Here is a 19748-nt window from a genome sequence, read left to right as displayed (position 1 = left end):
CGCAGGTCAGCTGGGACGCGCCAGATCCGCGTACAGGGTCTTGTAGGAATCGGTCATCCGCGCCAGATCGGTTTCGGAGTTCTTGACGAAGTAGTCGTGTACCCGCCGGTAGAAGTCCACGGTCCGCCGGTCCCGCACAATTGTCGCCTCAATCGACTCGAGCATGACGGCCCGATCGTCGAGAAGTGTGAAGCCCTGGGCCGGTGGAAACCGAAGCTCCACCCCGCGGGGCACGATGCGGACCGTGACATTGGGCAGATCCGCGACCTTTTCGATGCGGTCGATCTGCGCGAGCATGTAGGCCGGCGGGGCGAACCGGTTACTGAGCACTGATTCCATCATGACGAAGTCAAAGATCCGCTGCGGCTCATAAAGGCGCTCCTGCCGCTGGGCCCGCAGGGACACCGTGGCCGCGGTGTCGGCGTACCACTCCTGTTCGGACGCGTCCTCCGCGTACTGAAGCGAGAAGTATCCGTTCACAACGCGCCGGGTGTACTCACTGATCTGCAGCAGGCCCGGGACGGCCACGGGTTCATAGCTGCGCAGCTCCCGCGCCCGCCCTTCCTCGGTGAAGTAGTCGTGCTGCCCGACGGCGCCGATCCGGCGCCGTCCGCCGCGCCGCGCGGCCGCGTTCTGGAGCTTCTCCGCATCGTCCATCAGGTCCCGATACGCGTTCTCCGGCGCGTCGAGAGCCCTGGCGATGCGCTCGACGTCCGCCGGAGTGGGACGTAACAGGCCCCGCTCAAGCTTGGAGATCTTCGCCTGGCTCATGTCGACCTTGGCACCGAGGGCCTCGCCGGTCAGGCCGCGGGCCCGACGCAGGGAGCCGAGGGTCCGGCCGATGTTGACCGCCGAGGAACGAGCGCCGTGGTCGTCGACGTCGTATGCAGACGACGTGCCCGATCCGATATCCGTCATTGTTACCTCGGTACGGTCGGTGAGCCTTTTCCATCTCACGGTGCACGGTCAGGGGTGCCGCAGGGCCGAGTAGACGACGGAAAAGGCTCATTGCATCGGGCCGGCGAACGGAGAGGTTCTCGGCGGTCGGTGGCTACCCGTCTACGGCGGGCAGCTTCCGAATCGCATCGACGAGCAGCTGGCGAGGAATCCGTACCAGGGTCTCGCCTTCCGGCACCTCACCGGCCCCGTGCCGATCCGGGACAATATAACCCTGCACCACCAGATCGGTACCCTCGGTGGTGTAAATGGTCGGACATCCCGACGTGTTGCAGGCCATGCCGACCAACGGGGTGAGCTCCATCGCTCCGCGGCTCCTGACTGTCAGCTCGACGACACCGCCGGCCGCCACGAATACTAGCTCGGATCGGAGGCATATGCGGGCGGCCGGCCGAATACTCCGGACTCGGGCCCGTAGCCGCTTGAATATAGCGGCGGAGCTGGCGACTCTCCGGCAGGGCACGCATGAGCGAGGCACCAGGTCACTCGGTTACCCGACAGAACCCAACCACGTTCCGTGATCGCACTGGAATACTTTGTCACCAAAGCCGGCTCTCTTCCGCGACACACCGGCACCGCGCATTCGGGCGCGGCGGGCGCCGACCGCCCGAGTCAGTCAGACCCGCATCCGTGCTCGCATCCAGGCCCGCAGCGGCGGCCCGCCCCACACCCGACCCGGCACGCCGGCTGAGGAACGCCGGCGCGTTGCCTCAGAGACGCCGGCGCACGCCCTCAGCGACCACGGCGCGCCTCACTCACAGCGGGCCGAGCCGCCGGGCCGCTTCCAGCAACAGGGCCGGCGGGATGACAACCACTGCCTCGCCAGGCGACAGGACCACGGCGGCCGGCGGCGGATCCACCTGATCACCCCGGATGACGATGGCGCCCGATTCGTCCAGGAACACCGCCGGGCACGCGGCGGTGTTACAGGCAGCCGCCAACGGGGTCAGAGTCATCGATTCAGCCTCTCTGCACTCGCCCCAGCCACCGGTCGACCCGATTGGGCATCCCGCGCGTGACGCAAACGAACGATGCCGCCGTTCGTCTCACGGGGAGGCAAGCCCGATTAGAGCATAAAGATGCGCTTCACGCCCACTGCCACGCATGCACAATCAGTTTGGAGATCGACAAGATATAGACGATGAGGGAAAGTGAGGATAATTACGCCCTGTAACCGCTCTATATCTTCGCGTAATCAAATATCGACTTTCGGCGCGATCTCAGAAAGATCAAGGATTATTCGTCAAAAGGACCTTGTGGCACAGCGCTACAGGAGTCACGATTCGAGACACCCCGACAGACCCTATCGGGGGCGTTCCACAGGTCCTCCCGCACCCGAGGAGGTGCATCGGATGTCTGGCACGGGGGCGCGGTCATCCGCGGAACCACGGCCGGGTGGAGCGCCGTGTTCCTCCCAGACCACACACATCTTCTCCTGCGCCGGAGTTACGCCGGCACCGGGCCGTCCGGGCGCCTTCAGCCCGTCTCCAACGGCACCGATCGAGCCGATCGAGCCAGCAGCAGCATCCCCCGGGAACCGATACGGGGGAGAACAGGAATGAGCGTGCTCACCAGCAGCGACCTCCACCCGGGCCTGTCAGTCGGGGCGGCGGTCATCGGTGTGGCATTGACTGTCTTCAGCGCCAGGCGCAGAAGGCTTCGCGCCGCCTTCCTGCTCGCGCTTCTCACCCTGTTGCTGGCCGGCGCGGCCGGCGTCGGCGCCCTGGTCGCAGGTGAGTCCACCGCCACGTCGCACGACGGCAACCACGACGGCAACCTTGTGCTGCCGGGTGTCCCGCAGGAAACGGCCCGTCCGGGTCCCACGGACGCCGGCGACCACGGGATCTCCCTGATTCCGACGGTCGCGGGAGCGGTCCTTGTGCTGCTCGGCATAGCCGTCCACGCGCCCTGGCCCCGACGGTCCGACCGGCGACGCGGGCCCCGGAGCGACGACGGCGAACCGGACGACCGGCGCCTGTTCCGGAGGCGATTCCGAAACAGATATCGGGGCGATTCCGAACTGCGGTCGAGACCGGATCCGACCGCGGTGCGGTGGACTCACACCCCGCTTCCCACTCCCCGCCAGCACCTCGACGGCGCGGACCAGGGGGGCGGTATACGTCTTTCCGACCTGTTCGACCCGGATCTGCCCGGGACAGAAAATCCGGATCCATGGCCGGCCGGCGGTGTCATCGCGGCTCAGTCAGAGCCGGTTGAACCGAGCGAGGTGAGCGACGGCTATCCGGTGGAGGACTGGTATCCGGTGGATGAGGTGCTGGAGAACGATTTCTGGTGCCTCCCGCGAAGGGACGCGGAGCGCCCCCATCCGGCCGCGGGCCGCTGGGAGCACGCCGAGCGCGCCGGTTCCGGAGAACCCGCCGGGCCCGGAGAGCCCGTTGACAACCAGAACGATGCCGCCGCGTGGGATGACATGGCTGACGACTGGGAGGAGGAGACCCCGGTTTTCCCCGCGCCACCGCGCAGTGCCTGGCGCACCAGGGAGGATCCGTTCCTCGAGAACCTCTCGGCCCGAATCGAGCGCGTCGTCCGGCTGTACATGAGCGCGGTGACGCCGCGGGCCGGTCAGCCGGCCCGGGTCGACCCGTACGCGCCGGACGCCCGTCACTTCGTCTGCGCGCTGACCATGACGTTCGATCTCTTCGGCGGGCAGGCGCCGGCCGCGCACCTGGACAGTCTGGTCGCGGCCGTTCGCGAGGTCGAGCGCCGGTGGGACGTCGTCGGCACCCGTGCCGGGCTGAGCACCTCCGGGTCCCTCCTGTCCCGCCGGGCCGCAGGCCCTGGGATGCCGGAGCAGGACGACGAGCGGGCACGTCCCGCGGTCGCCAAGCACCGCATCCGGATACCGCCACGACCACCGGTACCGCCGTCTTCTGGTGGGGAGCCCGACGACTCACGGCGCGGACCTGTCCGTCGGCGCCCCGGCGAGCATCCACCGGGAGGCCAGCAGCCTCCGCGCTGATCCGGCGGGCCGCGCCCGGCGGCACGACCCGCGGCACGGCTCGCGGCACCGTTCGCGGCAGGCCCACCCCACCGGTCGGCGACGCGATCGCGATGACGGAGCACGCGATCGCGTGGCAGGCGCGCCGGCAGGCCAGGATGGGGGTATGGCGCCTTCCGTTCCCGGGGATCCGGCCACTCCGGCTCTGCCACCGCATCAGATCGACGAGGAGTTCCGTGCGCTGCCCACCGCGGCTCTCACGGACGCAGCCCTCCAGACCGCCCGCGACCTCGGCGTCAGCCATGCGGACATCCGGGTCGAACGGCTCAAGGAGTCGTCGCTCTCCTTCCGTGACGCGGGCCTGGAGAGCCGCTCCGATGGCGTCACCGCGGGCTTCGCGGTGCGCGTGGTGCACGACGGGACCTGGGGCTTCGCCGCCGGCGTCGACCTGACGGTGGACGAGGCCGTCCGCGTCGCCCGAGAGGCGGTGGCGATGGCGAAGGTGGCCAGGCCGCTCAACTCGGAACCGGTGGAGCTGGCCGACGAGCCGGTCCACGCCGGCGCCACCTGGGTGTCCGCCTACGGTTCGGACCCGTTCGCCATCGACCCACGGGATCAGATCGAGCGGGTCGGCGGCCTGTGCCGAACACTGTTCGCCGCCCAGGACGTCGATCATGTGGACGGGCACTTCGAGGCCGTCATGGAGAACAAGTTCTACGCCGACACCGCTGGCACGGACACCAGCCAGCAGCGGGTCCGGGTGATCTGCCAGCTCGAGGCGACCCGGGTGGATCCGGCCGGCGGCTTCGAGACGATGCGCACGATCGCGCCGCCGGTCGGCCGCGGCTGGGAGTGGATGGTCGCCGGCCCGGCGGCGGGCTGCTGGGACTGGGAGTCCGAGCTCGACCTGATCCCGTCGTTGCTGGCGGAGAAGGCGAAGGCGTCGTCGGTCGAGCCGGGCCGCTACGACCTCGTCGTCGATCCGTCCAATCTCTGGCTGACGATCCACGAGTCCGTCGGGCACGCCACCGAACTCGACCGCGCGCTCGGCTACGAGGCCGCCTATGCGGGGACGTCCTTCGCCACCCTCGACAAGCTCGGGTCGCTGCGGTACGGCTCGCCGGCCATGACGGTGACCGGTGATCGCACGGCGCCTCACGGTCTGGCCACGATCGGGTACGACGACGAGGGCGTGCGGACCGGTCGGTGGGACATCGTCCGCGACGGTGTGCTGGTCGGCTACCAGCTCGACCGGCGGATGGCCGCCCAGAACGCGGCCGCGCTCGGCGTGGACCGCTCGAACGGCTGCGCGTTCGCCGACTCGCCAGGCCACGTCCCGATCCAGCGGATGGCGAACGTGTCGCTGCTCCCCGCGCCCGGTGGCCCGTCGACCGAGGAGCTGATCAGCCGGGTGGACCGCGGCATCTACGTGGTCGGCGACCGGAGCTGGTCCATCGACATGCAGCGCTACAACTTCCAGTTCACCGGGCAGCGCTTCTACGAGATCCGCAAGGGGCAGCTGGTGGGCCAGCTGCGCGACGTCGCCTACCAGGCCACCACCACCGACTTCTGGGGCTCGCTGGACGCTGTCGGCGGCCCGCAGACCTACGTGCTGGGCGGGGCGTTCAACTGTGGCAAGGGCCAGCCCGGCCAGGTCGCCGCGGTCAGCCATGGCTGCCCGACGGCACTGTTCCGCAACGTCAACATCCTTAACACCCGCCGTGAGGGCGGGCGATGAGCGGGGGGTTCCCGGTGGCCGGGGCAGCACACGCGATCCGGGCCTCGCACGAGATCGTCGAGCGAGCGCTGGAACTGTCCCGCGCGGACGGCGCGATCGTCATCGCCAGTGAGTCCAGCACGGTCAACCTGCGCTGGGCGAACAACACCCTGACCACGAACGGTGCCGCCCGGGACCGGTCGGTGACGGTCATCAGTGTCGTCGGGCGGTCCTTCGGCGTGCGCACCACCTCCGCGGTGGACGGGCCGGGCGGCGACGGTGACCTCGCTGTCCTGGAGGCGCTGGTCCGCGCCTCGGAATCGGCCGCCCGGGAGTCGGAGGACGCCGAGGACTACAGCGAGCTGATCACCCCGGCAGGCGGCCCGCCGGCCGCGTCCGCAGGATCGCCGACGTCACCGGGGTCACCGGGGTCACCTGTCGGCGTCTTCACCGACCCGGCTGAGCGGACCAGCAGCGCGGTGTTCGCGGCCTTCGCCCGTGATCTCGCCGAGGCGTTCGGCGCCGCCCGTGCCGAGGACCGGCGGCTGTTCGGCTTCGCCTCACATGACCTCACCACCACCTGGCTCGGGACGTCGACCGGCCTGCGGCTGCGCCACAGCCAGCCGACCGGTTCGGTGGAGTGGAACGCCAAGAGCAACGTCCCCGGTGGCTCCGTGTGGCACGGCCAGTCCACTCCTGACTTCACCGACGTGGACGTCGCCGCGACCGACGAGCACCTGCGGGCCCGGCTGGCATGGTGTGGCCGCTCCGTCGACCTTCCGGCCGGCCGGTACGAGACGCTGCTGCCACCGTCCGCCGTCGCCGACCTCATGGTCGATCTCTACTGGTCGGCCGCCGGCCGGGACGCCGCCGAAGGGCGCACAGTGTTCAGCCGCCCCGGCGGGGGAACGCGCATCGGGGAGATGATCGGCCCGGCGGGTCTGCGGCTGTGGAGCGACCCCGGTGCGGCCGGCCTGGCAACCACACCGTTCGTCACGGCGACCTCGTCCTCGGCCACCTCCAGCGTCTTCGACAACGGTCTGCCGCTCGGGCCGACCGACTGGATCCTGGACGGACGCCTCAACGCGCTCGTGCAGACCCGTGCGTCGGCGCGGTCAGCCGGCCACGCCGACGCAGCGCCCGGCACGCCCGGCACTCCCGTCACCTCGCTCGTCGACAACCTGCTCCTCGACGGAGGAGGCACCGCCAGCCTGGACGACATGATCGCTTCGACGCGACGCGGCCTGCTCCTGACCTGCCTGTGGTACATCCGCGAGGTGGACCCGGAGGTGCTGCTACTCACGGGCCTCACCCGGGACGGTGTCTTCCTGGTCGAGGACGGTGAGGTTGTCGGTGCCGTCAACAACTTCCGGTTCAACGAGTCGCCGGTCGACCTGCTGGGCCGCGCCACCGAGATCGGCGCGACCGCACGGACACTGCCCCGCGAATGGGCCGACTGGTTCACCCTCGCGCGGATGCCCACGCTACGGATCCCCGACTTCAACATGAGCTCGGTAAGCCCGGCCAGCTGATCACTGAACCTTCTCCATCGTCGCCCCGGACCCGCGGTGCACCCGCCCGTGGACCGTGGACCGGGAGACGGAGAAGGCCTACAGGTAGGTCCCGCCGAAGGGCTCGTTGCCGCCCTGCTGCTGCTGACCGCTGGGAAGCGCGCGCCGACGCATCTCCTCGAGCTGGGCGCGCGCCGCCATCTGCTGGGCGAACAGCGCTGTCTGCAGCCCGTGGAAAAGCCCTTCGAGCCAGCCGACGAGCTGCGCCTGGGCGATGCGGAGCTCTCCGTCGGACGGCGTCACGTTCTCGTCGAACGGGAGGGAGAGTCGGGCGAGCTCCTCCCTCAGCTCTGGCGCGAGCCCGTCCGACAGTTCGGCGATCGAGCTCTGGTGGATCCGGCGGAGCCGGACCCGGCTGGCGTCGTCCAGCGGCGCCGCCCGCACCTCGTCAAGCAGTTGCTTGATCATCGTGCCGATTCGCATGACCTTGTCGGGCTGGGACACCATGTCGGCGAACGGGTTCTTGACCTCGCCGTCCGACCCCTCGGCCGCCGGGTGGGAGCCGGGTTCCGCGGACGGTGTGAGCGGCACGCCGACCGCCCCACGGACCTCCTGCAGGGCGCCGTCCGGGCCAACAACGACGACGCGGGGTTTCGGTTGGTCTGTCATGCCTCCATCCTGCCCTCCCGAGCGGGCGAGTCCATCCAACGGAATCGCCGACTCCTGTTCACGCCGACAACGGTTCACGCTCCGACCACAGCGCACCGGATGGTGGGCCCGCTGCGGGCCGGACGAAACACCAGGAAAAGTGACCAGCGGCCGAATTCGATCCCTGACCCGACCGCGACGACGACTTCCCTGGTCAGCCCGATGAACAGCTGTTGAGCACCGGCCGATCAGCCACCGACGTTCAGGATGACCTTGCCCACGTGCCCGAGCTCCTCCACGATCCGGTGGGCCGCCTGGACGTCCGAGATCGGGAGAACACGGTCGATCACCGGCTGGATGCGCCCCTCGGCGACCAGCGGCCACACGTGCTGCCGGACCCCCGCGACGATCCGCGCCTTCTGCCCGGCCGGGCGGTTGCGCAGCGACAGCGCATGCACGCTGCCCCGCTTGGGCAGCAGGGCCGACAGGTTCAGCGTCCCCTTGATGCCCCCCTGCAGGCCGATCACGACGAGTCGACCATCCGGCGCGAGCAGCGAGACGTTGCGCTCCAGATAGGACGCGCCCATGTTGTCGAGGATCACGTCCGCGCCGTGGCCACCGGTCTCCTCCCGCACCCGGGCGACGAAATCCTCGTCCCGGTAGGAGATCGTGATGTTCGCGCCGAGCTCACGGCAGCGCGCGAGCTTCTCCGCGCTGCCCGCGGTGGCCGCGATCACCGCGGCCGGGCGCAGCGCCCGCACCGCCTGGATCGCGAAGGTCCCGATCCCGGACGCACCACCGTGGACGAGGAAGACCTCACCGTCCGCCAGCTCCGCACGTTCGAAGACCGTCGAGTACACAGTGCAGGCCACTTCCGGCAGGCCCGCGGCGTCGACGAGGCTCACGCCGGCGGGAACCGGCAGAAGCTGGCCCGCCGGGACGTTCACCCGGGTCGCATACCCCCCGCCGGCGAGCAGGGCACACACCTCGTCGCCCGGCGCGAACCCTTCGACACCGGGGCCCACCACGGCTACTCGGCCCGAGCACTCCAGGCCGATGATGTCGCTCTCGCCGGGCGGAGGAGGGTAGAAACCCTGCCGCTGCAGCAGGTCCGCACGGTTGACCGCGGTGGCCACGACGTCGAGCGTGACCTCGCCCGGCCCCGGCGAAGGAAGATCGGGCACCTCCGCCCAGGTCATGACGTCAGGGCCACCGGGCGCGCTCACTGTCACCGCATGCACGAAGGTCACTGTACGGCGCGGGGCATGCCCGGCCCGGCACACTCGCGCTCAGACGGGCTCCGGCTCCGGCTCCGGCCGCTCGGGGACCGGGGGCGTGTAGGGGGACGGCTCGTGGGGCGCCGGCGGAAGATCCGGGCTGTCGGGAAGCAGCGGGCCCGGATCGTCCGGAATGGGCGCGTCCGGGTCGAGCGGGGGTGGGTCGAGCGGGGGTGGGCTGTCGGGACGCCGCGGGACCGCCGCGGCCACTGCCATCGGCCGGCACGCGACCATCGGCCGGCACGCGACGCGCGGCCCCACGGCACGTGAGGCGAGGCCTCCGGCCGCGGCGGGGTCAGGGGGCACTGTGTCCGGCGGCACTGCGCCCGGCGGGGCTGTGTCCGGCGGCACTGCGTCAGTCAGCGGGGCCATACCGCTCGCCTACCCCGCATCCCGTCGCGGGGAACATCGCGGGCGTACCGCCCCGGCCCGTGCCGTGCACCGCCGTACCGCGACCCCGCTGACGGCTGCCCGCGGCCCGTTCCACGCGTACCCGCCCAGCGAGCCTGCACCGTTCCGGTCAGGTACCGGGCCACGCACATCCGTCACGACATCAGGACACGAAACACGAAAGTTCAGCCCATCACGGGCGCCACGAGGACAGTGCCGGAGTGATTGAACGGACCGACGCGGCCGACAACATCCCAGTGACACGATTTAGTCGCCTTCAACCCCTTTCGCGATACTTCCAGCGCGGAGTACCGTCCAATAGTGCGGTGTTATCGCGCCGGTTAACACAACCGCGCCGCCAGCACCGTGCTACCGCTACAAGGGCACACGGGATCGCCCAGACAAGCCTCGGGAGTGTGCCTGGTGAGTGTGGACAGCGTCGCGGAACTCGGCGCCCATTCCCCTCGGCTGCGCACCGATCGCCGACCCCGGTGGGATCCGACGTTGCTGGATCCCGCGCTGCTGGAGGCGGTGCCACTCGAAGCGGCCCCGCCGGACTGGGAAGCGGAGCTCCTGGCAACGAGCAGCGACGTGGTCACCCGGTGGGGCGGCGACACCGAGGAGCCGGAACCTCTCCCAGAGCACCCGGCGGACGGCTCGGACCACCTGGCCGGCCAGCCGAACGCACGGCACGAGTTCCAGATCTTCTTCGAGAACCACCACCGTGAGCTGTCACGCTTCGCCTACCTGCTCACCGGCGACCGCGATGTCGCCGACGACCTGACCGCCGACGCGCTCACCGCGGCCTGGTCCCGCTGGGATCGGGTCAGCGCGGCGGACAGCCCGATCGCCTATGTCCGGCGCATCCTCGCGAACCTCGCGACGAGCCGGCTACGCCGGATGATCAGAGAACGCCGCGGCCTCGCGGTACTCGGCATGATGGGCGATCACGCCGGACAGGCGCGTGAGCACGCCGATCTACCGGCCGCGGTCGATCTACGTGCCGCGTTGATGGCCCTGCCCGCACGCAAACGGGCCTGCGTGGTGTTGCGCTACGCGTTCGATCTTTCCGAAGCGGAAACCGCGCGGATCCTCGGAGTTTCGGTCGGCACGGTCAAGAGCCAGACCTCCAAGGCCGTGACCGAGCTGGAACGGCTGCTCGGCGCGCGGCCAGACCTGAGCCCACCCCACGAAGCGGGCAGATCCGTGCCCCAGCAGGAGCCACCCACCACTCGTTCAGCAGCCGCCCGCCGTGGCGGTGCCCCACGCTCCCGGCGTCGCGTCGGTGGCGCGGTGGATCCGGCGGCCGCCGCGCGGTCAGCGTTGAACCGGCTACGGGAAGGCGAGGCGCACGGCCGGCTCCGGGGCAGTGAGAGCTGAGCTGACACGGGGGTCACGCCACCCGCGATGTCACCGCTCCCACCCGGATTTCCTGATCGTGGAGGCCGTATGAACGGGCGCGTGCGACAGTGCGCGTTCACGGGTAACCCCCGGTACTCGCATAATGGGCATGTCATGTTCCGTGATCGTTTCACGAGACGCTCGGCTCGCTCCCAGACGGACGAGCACACCCCTGGGAGCGACATCCCCGACACGCGCCCAGCTTCCACCAACGAGCCGTCGGGCGTTCTCGGCGGCGTGCACAGGCCCACCGAGAACACCGGGCCTGCCAGGAACGCCGGAGCCGCCAGGAAGGCCGGAGCTGCCGGGAACGCCGCGCGCCCCGAATCCGCGCCCGCTGACGATTTCCCCAGCACACTGCGGGCTCTGTTCGCCCGCGAACTCGCAAGCCACGATCCGAACACGGAGCGAATCCGCGCCCGCCTCCAGGCAGGAGGCCTGCTCACCACGGAACCCGCGCTGCCCGCGGCCGGCGCGTCCGCCACGGCCGGGACCAGCTCGACCGACGACACGCCCGGCACGGACCGCACGGTCGACAGTCGGTCCGCCACGTGGACCCCTCGGTCGACGTCCGGGCGCCGCGACCTGCTGACGAAACGGCCGGGCGGGGTCCGACCACGGCCACGCCCAGCCCAGGACCGAGACCGAGGCCGAGGCCGAGGCCGCCTGCCGCTCCTCGCCGGTGCCGGCGCCGCGTCGATCGTCGGGGTGTTCCTGCTGAGCAGTGTGCTCACGCACAGCAACACCGACCTGGGCACCGTGACCGTCTCATCGCACCCGGCAACCCGGACTCCCACCGCACCCACCACCGAACCCCGGCCGACCAAGGGCATCGTGCGGCCGTCGGAACAGCTCGCCGAGTCCGCCGGTCCGACCCGGACTCCGCCGGTGCCGACGCCGACCACCAACGCTGCCAGCCCGCCCCCGGGGGAACAATCCAACGGGAGCATCGGTGCGACGAAGCCTGGCACGGTGCGCGGAACGGCGCGTGGGATGACGGGCTCGGCATCCGGCTCCGGCTGGGGAGGCGGCTCCGGCTGGGGAGGCGGTGCTTCGGACCGTCAGCATGGCCAGCAACAAGACCGTGACTCCTCAACCGGAACGCAGGGCCGCGACGGCGACGACTCCTCCTACCACCGGTTCGGGGACTCGTCCGGCACGGGGCACGATCGCGATGCGTCCACGCGCGAGTCCGCCGGCAGCTCCGCCTCCGCTCGGGTGTTCGGTGCCAGCGAGCGGACGACCCTGCCAGCACATGGCTGCCTCGACTGGGTGCTGTTCAACGCAGGCGTGCAGACCCGCGCCGCCCGTCCGGCCGCGAGCATCGACACCAGCCGCCTGGCCGCGGCCACCGCGGCCGGCAGCTTTCGGAACAGCTTCTCGTGGACGGGTGGCCGGCCGCTCGCGTCCGGCACGGGCGACAACGACCGCCTCGCCACCTCCCGGTTTCGGCTGAGCATCGACGCACGATCGGGTCCCCGACGCCTCGACCTGTATCTCGGGGGGCCGAACGCCGCGTTCACCGTGGTCGTCGGGGACGGCCGGGATGCCGAGTCCCATCGGGTGGCCCTGGGCTCCACGCATGGCGCCAAAGCCAACGGCGACGCCGACGCCGTGCTCTCCGTGTGGCTTCCTCGTGCTGCGGGATCGACACCCATCAGCGTCACGGCGAGCGACGGCAGCCGGATGCTCACCCTCGCGGCGGCCGTCCTCTACTGACCGCCGAGCGGACCCGTCGACCGAGCGGACCCGTCGACCGAGCAGAACCGTCGACGCCGGCACCGGCTACTGGCGCCGGCAGGTCCACGCCCTCCGACGGCGCCATCCCGGCGGGCACGGCGTCACCCCGAAAAACAACGGAAAAAAAATCCGCGATCCGCGGCAACCTCCGACGGCCCCCGGACGACTGGACATATGAGCGCACCACCGCATACCGCGCCAGGTTGTGGTGGTCGTTCCGGCCCGCCCGATCCCCGCTAACCCCCCCCAGCCGGGCGGGCGGGCCGAACCGACACTGGCACCGGAGCACTACCGCCCTGGTGCCAGCACGCGGAGCTCACACGTCACATCTCCGTCGGCGGTTTCCGTCATCCGCCCGCGGTCACCGAGCCCCGCGGATGGTGGGAGGGCTGCCCTCCACGCGTCCACGGACCTCCCACCACCACTTCCACGGTCCTGTGATCCATTGGGCCTCGTGATCCATTTGGCCGCTCAGCGCGGCCGTTTTCCGATCCGTCCTCAGATCGCCGGTGCCTACGCCCGCCACGTCCGGATCGCCGGAGCTACCCGCCCGCGCGGACGGACAGGTACCGTCGGCTGCGTGCGCAGGATTCTGCTCCGCCCGTCGTGGATCGCCCGCCATGCGCTCGCGCTCGCGCTGATCGGGCTCTTCCTGCGGATGGGCATCTGGCAGTGGACCAAGGGTGAGTCCGATCACGGCAGCATGCAGAACCTCTTCTACGGCGTCGAGTGGCCGATCTTCGCGGCCTTCGTCGCCTACTGGTGGTGGCGGATGGTCTCCGAGGACCTCCATCCACGGGACGCCGAAGAGGACTCCGGCCCCCAGTGGGGCCTTGGCGGGCGCATAGCTCCGGAGGCTCCCGCGCCATCCGTCGACGGGAGCGTCGCGGGTGCCACCGGTGCCGCTGGTGCCGCCGTTCCGGCGACCGTGCCGCATCAGGGCACCGCGGGTGCCGTCACGGTAACCCCGCTGCCCCAGGTACGTCCCGGCCAGGTCTCGGCCGTCGCCCCGGAGGCGGAGACCGAAGAGGACCTCGAGCTCGCCGCCTACAACCGCTATCTCGCGTCGCTGTACGAACGCGACGCCACCGGCCCGGACAACGACCGTAAGGGAGGCCGCCGGTGACGGCATCCTCAGAGCCCGCGACGTCCCGGTCGAGCACGGCCGAGCCCAGCAGGACCGGCGCACAGGGCGGGCCGCGGTCCACGCCCGCCGCCGTCCGCTCCTCGCTGCTGCGCTACCGGATCATCGCCTACGTGGTCGGCGTGGTGCTGATTCTTCTGGTCGTCGTCGGCATGCCGCTGAAGTATCTGGCGGATGAGCCGGCCGTCGTGAAGACCATCGGGCCCATCCATGGGCTGCTTTACATGATCTACCTGGCCGCGGCGTTCGATCTGGCGAGCCGCCTGCGGTTCCCCGCGAAGAGGACGATTCTCGTCATGCTGGCGGGCACGATCCCCTTCCTGTCCTTTGTCGCGGAGCGGAAGGTCGTCACCCTCGTACGGGCCGGCCGGGGCGCCGCCTCCGCGTAGGTCACGAATGCGCCACCTGGCGCGCGCCGGTCAGGTGACGGGAGAGTCCAACACGGCGGATTCGGCTCCCTGGGGGAGAAAGTCGGTCGCGGGAGGCCTGCGGAGCCTGGTCGCCACAGTCACCGGCAGGGTCTCACCGGCGGCGAGCCGGCGCGGGCGGACGGAGCCCAGCGACCCCACCGCGAGCACCTGCCCCGGCTCGGCGCCGAAGGCGAAATAGCGGCCGTCGGACCAGACCACCAGGTCATCCGCACGCCGGCCACCCCGGCTGACAATCAGTCGTCGGCGGGTGGGTTCCCAGACGATCGCCAACAGATGCTCGTCCAGCGTGCCCAGCGCACGCTGCCCGGCGGCGCGGTACGAGGCCATCAGCGCGTCCGCTGCCCGAACACCGTGAGTGCGTTCGTCCCAGGCACCGTCGCCGGTCGGCTCCCGCCAAGGCGCCCCGGCGTCCACACCGCCCGCGGCATCCGCGGCATCCACCGCCGGGAGCGACTCCCCCGCGTCCGCGGGACGCAGGCCTACCGGGCGCAGGCCGGCGGGACGCAGCACAGTCACCGATCCGGTGCCGGCCGAGGAGCCATCGGATCCGTCCGAAGCGGCACGCCGCCCCGGCGGCCCGACGCCACCGATCGAACCGGCGGTGCGGAAAGGCCCGGTGGCGGCGCCTGCCTGGCTCGTCGGCGCGGCCGCTCGGGCGCCCCCGGCTCGACCGACCCGCACCACCCTCGCTCCCGCCCCGTGGTGGACGATCACGATGACCAGCCCGGCCGGCCCCACCAGCACAGGTGGCATGGATCCGACCGCATCATCCGCGGCTGTGACCACACCGAACGAACCGTCCAGATGCACCCGGCGCGCGGCGGGAAGACCGATGGAGGACGCCGCGAGCATTCCGGTCAGCTCCGACCGGCGGACGTCGGCACCGTCCAGCCGCAGCAGCCCGCACACGGTCATGCCGTCCTCCCGTTCCGAGCCCACCATCGCGGAACGCGCGCGCACGCTCCCGCGCCGGAACGTAGCAGCTTGCTGACCCGATCACCGGGCTGTCGCGCCCAATGACCGCATCATCCACCGAGAACGACCGCCAAACATGGACACCGATACGAAGTCCGGCGCGACGTCCAGTGCGAAGGAAGGGACGAACGCCGGAGCGGACAGCGGCCTGCGGTCAGGCGACGTTCCACTCGTCCCGCGCGGCCCCCGCCGACGGCTGGGCACGCTCGGCCGTCTCCTGGGCTGCCTCCGGGGAGTTCCGGCGCTGGTCGGGAATCCGCTTCGCCTTCCTGGGCGCGATCTCCGGCGAGGCTGGGCACTCGACGAGATGGTCATCGAAGCCGTCCACTGTCGGCCAGAGCTGATGGCAGGCGCGGCAGTGCGCGGCCTCCAGCTCGGACCAGCGCTGGTCGCAGCCTCCGCAGCTCACCACGGTGGGGAGGTCACGCAGGCGCACAGGCTGACGAGCGGAGTCGACAGGCAGGGGAAGCGCCTGCTGAGACGACGGGCCCGGACGCGTCGGCAGCGTCACCGAAACGGCACGTGGGGCGGTGTTCGGCGCGAGCGGGGTCGGGATCGCGCGCCGACCAGCAGAGCGGCGGGGAGGCACCCGGCCATCCTGTCGTACACCGGCACAAGCGTCACGCAACCGGGCGTCGACTCTTCAGAGTTCTTCGGCATTGCGCCCTTCGCTGGCCCTTCCAGGTGATCCGCCGACACGGCTACCTGGGCTCACACGGGCAAGCCCGCCGGCGGGAAGCCGCAGGTCCGGCCCTGGACGGCCCTCGGCGCTCCCCCGCCTGAAATGAGCCGGCCCGCAGCCACCTGCCCGGCCAGCTCAGGCCACCGGCCGGCGCGGCGGGCGGCCTGATCGGGTGGGCGGCCTGATCGGGTGGGCGGACGCCGTGCCTGCCTGGATCGCAAAAGGAATCCGGAAGGAGTCTCCGCCGGTCGCGGCCCCGTTGGCCACGGCCGCGGCGTAGGCACTGGTCAGTCCATCCCACGGCGGCCCGGGGTCCAGAAGGCCCTGACCAGAACCCGCTGCCGGGGCCAGCCCCGCTCATCGATGAGATGGCGCCGGACGGCCTGGCAGGTGCGAGCCTCACCGACCACGTAGGCAGCGCCGGGCTCGCCACCGGAGAGATCGAGATCGGCGAGCGCCGCGGTCAGCAGCGAGGAGGAGGCGGCAGGCGCACCGCGCCGATGGACCCAGGTCAGCTCCGTGGCACGGGGCAGCGGAAGCCGGTCATCCTCCTCATCGCACTCGATCACACCACGGACCAGGGTCGGCGCGGGCAGCGTGCGGAGCATCGCGCCGAACGAGACGGCCGCCGTGTCCTCTCCGACGAAGAGGTGCACGCCCGCCTCGGGACGGGCCACCAGGCGCCCCTCCGGCCGGGTGACGATGACCTCGTCGCCCGGAACCACCCGACGGGCCCAGGACGTCCCAGGGGTCTCGCCGCCGTGGTCGTACACGGCCAGCTCCATGCGGCCGGACGGGTCGTAGTCCCACACCGAGTAGCTGCGTTTGAGGTCACGTGGGCCATTGCGCCACCCCGCCAGCCTGGTCGGATCGGCGAGGAACACGGTCACGTTCTGCCCGGGTGACCAGGCGAGATCCGCCAGCGCCGGACCGGTGAGCACGATGCGCCGCGTTCGACGGGCGAGCATTCCGACGGACTCCACCCGGGCGTGGAGCAGCACCCTGTCCAGCAGGCGCCAGGCAGCCCCTCGGGTCCGGGTGACGCCGGGGGCCTCTTCACCGTTGTCAGTCACGACCGAATCCTCCTCAACTCAGGGAAAAGGAGCCAGCCGCCTGGGCCGCCGCCCACTGGAGCGTGCACCAGGCGGGGCTACCACGCCACGTCCCGTTGCCGACCCTCCTGCCACTCCCTGAGATCGAACCACCATAATTCGGTAACATCTCGCTGCTCCCTGACCCGGCAGGCAGATACCGCTCAGCCGCCGGCAAGACGCATGCGGGGACGGCGCATGCCGATGTCCGGACGACGCTGAGAGAGGCCGGGACGTGAGCGACAACAAGAACAGGTATGGCTGGCCAGAGGAGCACATCGAGCCGGTAGACCTGCGAACAGACGTCCCGCATTCCGCTCGCATGTACGACTTCTTTCTGGGTGGCAAGGACAACTTCCCGGCCGACCGGGAAGCCGCTGAACATGCGCTGACGGCGTTCCCGGCACTGCGCATCGCCGCCCAGCAGAACCGCGCCTTCGTCCACCGTGCGACCCGATATCTTGCCGGCGAGGTGGGCCTGCGCCAGTTCCTGGACATCGGCACCGGCATCCCGACCTCGCCCAATCTGCATGAGGTCGCCCAGAGCATCACCCCCGAGTCGCGGGTGGTCTACGCCGACAACGACCCGATCGTCCTCGCGCACGCCCGTGCACTGCTCACCAGCACGCCCGAAGGCCGCACCGCCTACCTGGACGCCGACCTGCGCGAACCGGAGAAGATCCTGGCCTCGCCCGAGGTACGGGAAACCCTCGACATGAGCAGCCCGGTGGCGTTGTCCCTGATCGCGATCCTCCACTTCTTCCCCGACGTCGACGAGGTGACCGAGCTTCTCCGCCGGTACCTCGACGCGATGCCCAAGGGCAGCTATCTCGCGCTCACCCACTGCACGGCCGACGTCGCGCCGGAGGAGGCCGGGCGACTCGTCGAGATCTACCGGCAGCGCGGGATCCCCCTCACCACCCGGACCCGAAAAGAGATCGAGGGCTTCTTCGAAGGTCTCGATCTCGTCGAGCCCGGGGTGCAGATCGTCCATCGTTGGCGGGCCGAGCCGGCGCCGGACGGGCCGACCGACGCGCAGGTCAGCTGGTACGGCGGAATCGCCCGCATCTCCTGATCCACCGCTGTCCGCCGGTGCGGGTCGACGCACGTCCGCCGACCCGCACCGAATCACAGCGCTGCACCCGCACCGACCAGCACCAGCGGGCCGTGGATCGCGACCGCCGTCCCAACAACCATCGCCATGGCTTCGGAACAGGATGAGTCCACCCAGCTGGGATCTACTCGTCCGCATGCGCGAAATCACCTGGCGCTGGGACGCACCTGGTTCCCACCTTTTCCGTGGACCATCCTCGGAACTGTTCTAGAAGCCAAGCCAGTGAACAATCGCGGAGAACTCCAGGAGATCCTGAAGGAGTTGACTGATCGACGTGTCGGCAGCGCTCCCGGTCGGCGCGAAGCCGTCGGCGGCCGCGTGGTTCGGCCCGGTCGACCCACCCTTGCCGAACGACCCGGTGGACCCACCCTGGGACCCGCCCTTACCGAACGACCCAGTCGACCCACCCTGAGCGCCACCCTTACCAAAGGACCCGGTCGACCCACCCTGGGACCCGCCCTTACCAAAGGACCCGGTCGACCCACCCTGAGCGCCACCCTTACCGAACGACCCAGTCGACCCACCCTGGGACCCGCCCTTACCGAACGACCCAGTCGACCCACCCTGAGACCCGCCCTTACCAAAGGACCCGGTCGACCCACCCTGAGCGCCACCCTTACCGAACGACCCAGTCGACCCACCCTGGGACCCGCCCTTACCGAACGACCCAGTCGACCCACCCTGAGACCCGCCCTTACCAAAGGACCCGGTCGACCCACCCTGAGCGCCACCCTTACCGAACGACCCAGTCGTCTCCTTGCCGCCCGGGTTCCGCGGTGTGGAGATATCGATGGTCACGCCTTCCTCAACCTGTCTGGTTGTTTGGGATGACCCACCCTGGGTTCCATCTCCATCGAACGAGCCAGTCGACCCACCCTGAGCGCTGGACGCCGCACCGAAGGTACTCGTCGGGCCACCGACAACGGTCTCCGCAGTAACCGGCGCGCCAATACCGATCGTGATGCTTCCGGTCGACAGAATGGAGAGGTTCAATCCGCTCGGAATAGCCAGGCCCTGCCCGGCGTCCAAAACTGTGGGCTCCACTTCTCCGAAACCCTCCTGACCATCTCCTACAGTGACCACGGGCGCCACCAGGTTGGCCTGAGCCGGATCAACGGCTATCGATATGTCGGCCCTGGCAGGAGACGCCGACAAGATAGCAGCAGCAGACATTCCACCGGCCAGAGCCAGAACGGACCAGGTCTTCTTAACAATCATGATTTCCCCGCTCGACATCAGGATCCACCTCGTCGCAGCGGGATGGTAGCTATCAAGCCGTCGGATCAGCCGCTTCCACCAGACCGGCGTGTTGCGGAAAAATTTCGAGTGACATATTTCGCGACAGCAAAGCGTCGAACTCGTCCGGACCGGATCACATGGCAAAAGTAGATCAGATCACCAACCCGGCCCACCTGGTGTGATTGGTGCGAGTACACACCCCTATCAGGGAGATCCTCGCAACATCATTTAGCCCAGCTCTTCATGTAAGCGAAAGCCCTCCGCCTCTCCCACCTGGCAGATTTCTCCAGATGGGAGAAGGGAGGGCTGCCCGTCATACCCAAACAAAAACTAGGCGGACACTAGGAAGTTCTCAGCGGAAGGAGCCGGTCGACCCACCCTGAGCGCCACCCCCGCCCCCGAACGAGCCCGTGGAACCACCCTGAGCGCCGCCACCCCCGAAGGAACCCGTGGAACCACCCTGAGCACCACC

Annotated in this window: 17 protein-coding genes; 8 read left to right on the top strand and 9 right to left on the bottom strand. The window is 70.0% G+C overall.

Annotated elements, in window-relative coordinates; all coding sequences use genetic code 11:
- Positions 1–6: 6 nt before the first annotated feature.
- The 3 genes from AWX74_RS24385 to AWX74_RS24375 all read right to left on the bottom strand — a co-directional run bounded on the left by AWX74_RS24385 (position 7) and on the right by AWX74_RS24375 (position 1913).
- On the bottom strand, positions 7–918 hold the full coding sequence (locus AWX74_RS24385; protein ID WP_091281448.1) for a helix-turn-helix domain-containing protein: 912 nt from the start codon (positions 916–918) through the stop codon (positions 7–9).
- Between the two features lie 133 nt (positions 919–1051).
- The gene (locus AWX74_RS24380) at positions 1052–1261 is read right to left on the bottom strand and encodes a hypothetical protein (RefSeq protein WP_091281445.1); all 210 of its coding nucleotides are present in this window, start codon (positions 1259–1261) and stop codon (positions 1052–1054) included.
- 451 nt (positions 1262–1712) lie between these two features.
- Positions 1713–1913: a hypothetical protein gene (locus AWX74_RS24375; protein WP_091281442.1), complete on the bottom strand. Its 201-nt coding sequence runs from the start codon at positions 1911–1913 to the stop codon at positions 1713–1715.
- Positions 1914–2515: 602 nt separating this feature from the next.
- On the opposite strand from AWX74_RS24375, the gene AWX74_RS24370 reads away from it, so the two are divergent.
- From AWX74_RS24370 to AWX74_RS24360, 3 genes are all read left to right on the top strand, one after another.
- Positions 2516–3937, top strand: a complete 1422-nt coding sequence (locus AWX74_RS24370; protein WP_091281439.1) for a hypothetical protein — start codon at positions 2516–2518, stop codon at positions 3935–3937.
- A 145-nt stretch (positions 3938–4082) separates the two neighbouring features.
- Positions 4083–5654, top strand: coding sequence for a TldD/PmbA family protein (locus AWX74_RS24365; protein ID WP_091281648.1), 1572 nt, complete (start codon positions 4083–4085; stop codon positions 5652–5654).
- A complete protein-coding gene (locus AWX74_RS24360) occupies positions 5651–7165 on the top strand; it encodes a metallopeptidase TldD-related protein (RefSeq protein ID WP_091281436.1) in 1515 nt (504 codons plus the stop codon). Before AWX74_RS24365 ends, AWX74_RS24360 begins: the two co-directional genes overlap by 4 nt.
- A gap of 78 nt (positions 7166–7243) precedes the next feature.
- Here AWX74_RS24360 and AWX74_RS24355 read toward each other — a convergent pair whose 3' ends face one another.
- The 3 genes from AWX74_RS24355 to AWX74_RS24345 form a co-directional block, all read right to left on the bottom strand.
- The gene (locus AWX74_RS24355; RefSeq protein ID WP_054568999.1) at positions 7244–7813 is read right to left on the bottom strand and encodes a bacterial proteasome activator family protein; all 570 of its coding nucleotides are present in this window, start codon (positions 7811–7813) and stop codon (positions 7244–7246) included.
- 227 nt (positions 7814–8040) lie between these two features.
- On the bottom strand, positions 8041–9024 hold the full coding sequence (locus tag AWX74_RS24350) for an NAD(P)H-quinone oxidoreductase (RefSeq protein ID WP_242666388.1): 984 nt from the start codon (positions 9022–9024) through the stop codon (positions 8041–8043).
- A gap of 57 nt (positions 9025–9081) precedes the next feature.
- Positions 9082–9285 carry a hypothetical protein gene (locus AWX74_RS24345; protein ID WP_054568997.1) on the bottom strand — a complete coding sequence of 68 codons (204 nt, stop codon included), beginning with the start codon at positions 9283–9285 and terminating at the stop codon, positions 9082–9084.
- A 597-nt stretch (positions 9286–9882) separates the two neighbouring features.
- Here AWX74_RS24345 and AWX74_RS24340 point away from each other — a divergent pair.
- From AWX74_RS24340 to AWX74_RS24325, 4 genes are all read left to right on the top strand, one after another.
- Positions 9883–10839 (top strand): SigE family RNA polymerase sigma factor, encoded by a 957-nt coding sequence (locus tag AWX74_RS24340; RefSeq protein ID WP_091281645.1) that lies wholly within the window; start codon positions 9883–9885, stop codon positions 10837–10839.
- Between the two features lie 135 nt (positions 10840–10974).
- Positions 10975–12579: a hypothetical protein gene (locus AWX74_RS40175; protein WP_165615768.1), complete on the top strand. Its 1605-nt coding sequence runs from the start codon at positions 10975–10977 to the stop codon at positions 12577–12579.
- A gap of 601 nt (positions 12580–13180) precedes the next feature.
- Positions 13181–13726 carry a hypothetical protein gene (locus tag AWX74_RS24330; protein ID WP_091281641.1) on the top strand — a complete coding sequence of 182 codons (546 nt, stop codon included), beginning with the start codon at positions 13181–13183 and terminating at the stop codon, positions 13724–13726.
- Complete coding sequence (locus AWX74_RS24325; protein WP_091281427.1) at positions 13723–14133, top strand: DUF3817 domain-containing protein; 411 nt, start codon at positions 13723–13725, stop codon at positions 14131–14133. Before AWX74_RS24330 ends, AWX74_RS24325 begins: the two co-directional genes overlap by 4 nt.
- 30 nt (positions 14134–14163) lie before the next feature.
- On the opposite strand, the gene AWX74_RS24320 is transcribed toward AWX74_RS24325, so the two are convergent.
- The 3 genes from AWX74_RS24320 to AWX74_RS24310 form a co-directional block, all read right to left on the bottom strand.
- Positions 14164–15090, bottom strand: a complete 927-nt coding sequence (locus AWX74_RS24320; protein WP_091281637.1) for a hypothetical protein — start codon at positions 15088–15090, stop codon at positions 14164–14166.
- A 214-nt stretch (positions 15091–15304) separates the two neighbouring features.
- Entirely contained in the window at positions 15305–15661 is a 357-nt protein-coding gene (locus AWX74_RS24315; protein WP_242666386.1) for an FDXHR family putative zinc-binding protein, read from the bottom strand.
- Between the two features lie 458 nt (positions 15662–16119).
- A complete protein-coding gene (locus AWX74_RS24310) occupies positions 16120–16905 on the bottom strand; it encodes a siderophore-interacting protein (RefSeq protein WP_091281422.1) in 786 nt (261 codons plus the stop codon).
- Between the two features lie 253 nt (positions 16906–17158).
- On the opposite strand from AWX74_RS24310, the gene AWX74_RS24305 reads away from it, so the two are divergent.
- A complete protein-coding gene (locus AWX74_RS24305; protein ID WP_091281419.1) occupies positions 17159–17998 on the top strand; it encodes an SAM-dependent methyltransferase in 840 nt (279 codons plus the stop codon).
- Positions 17999–19748: the final 1750 nt, after the last annotated feature.

The organism is Parafrankia irregularis, from assembly GCF_001536285.1.
Classification (GTDB): domain Bacteria; phylum Actinomycetota; class Actinomycetes; order Frankiales; family Frankiaceae; genus Parafrankia; species Parafrankia irregularis.
The sequence above is the reverse complement of the archived record's forward strand: the minus strand, read 5'-3'. Positions and strand labels throughout refer to the sequence as shown.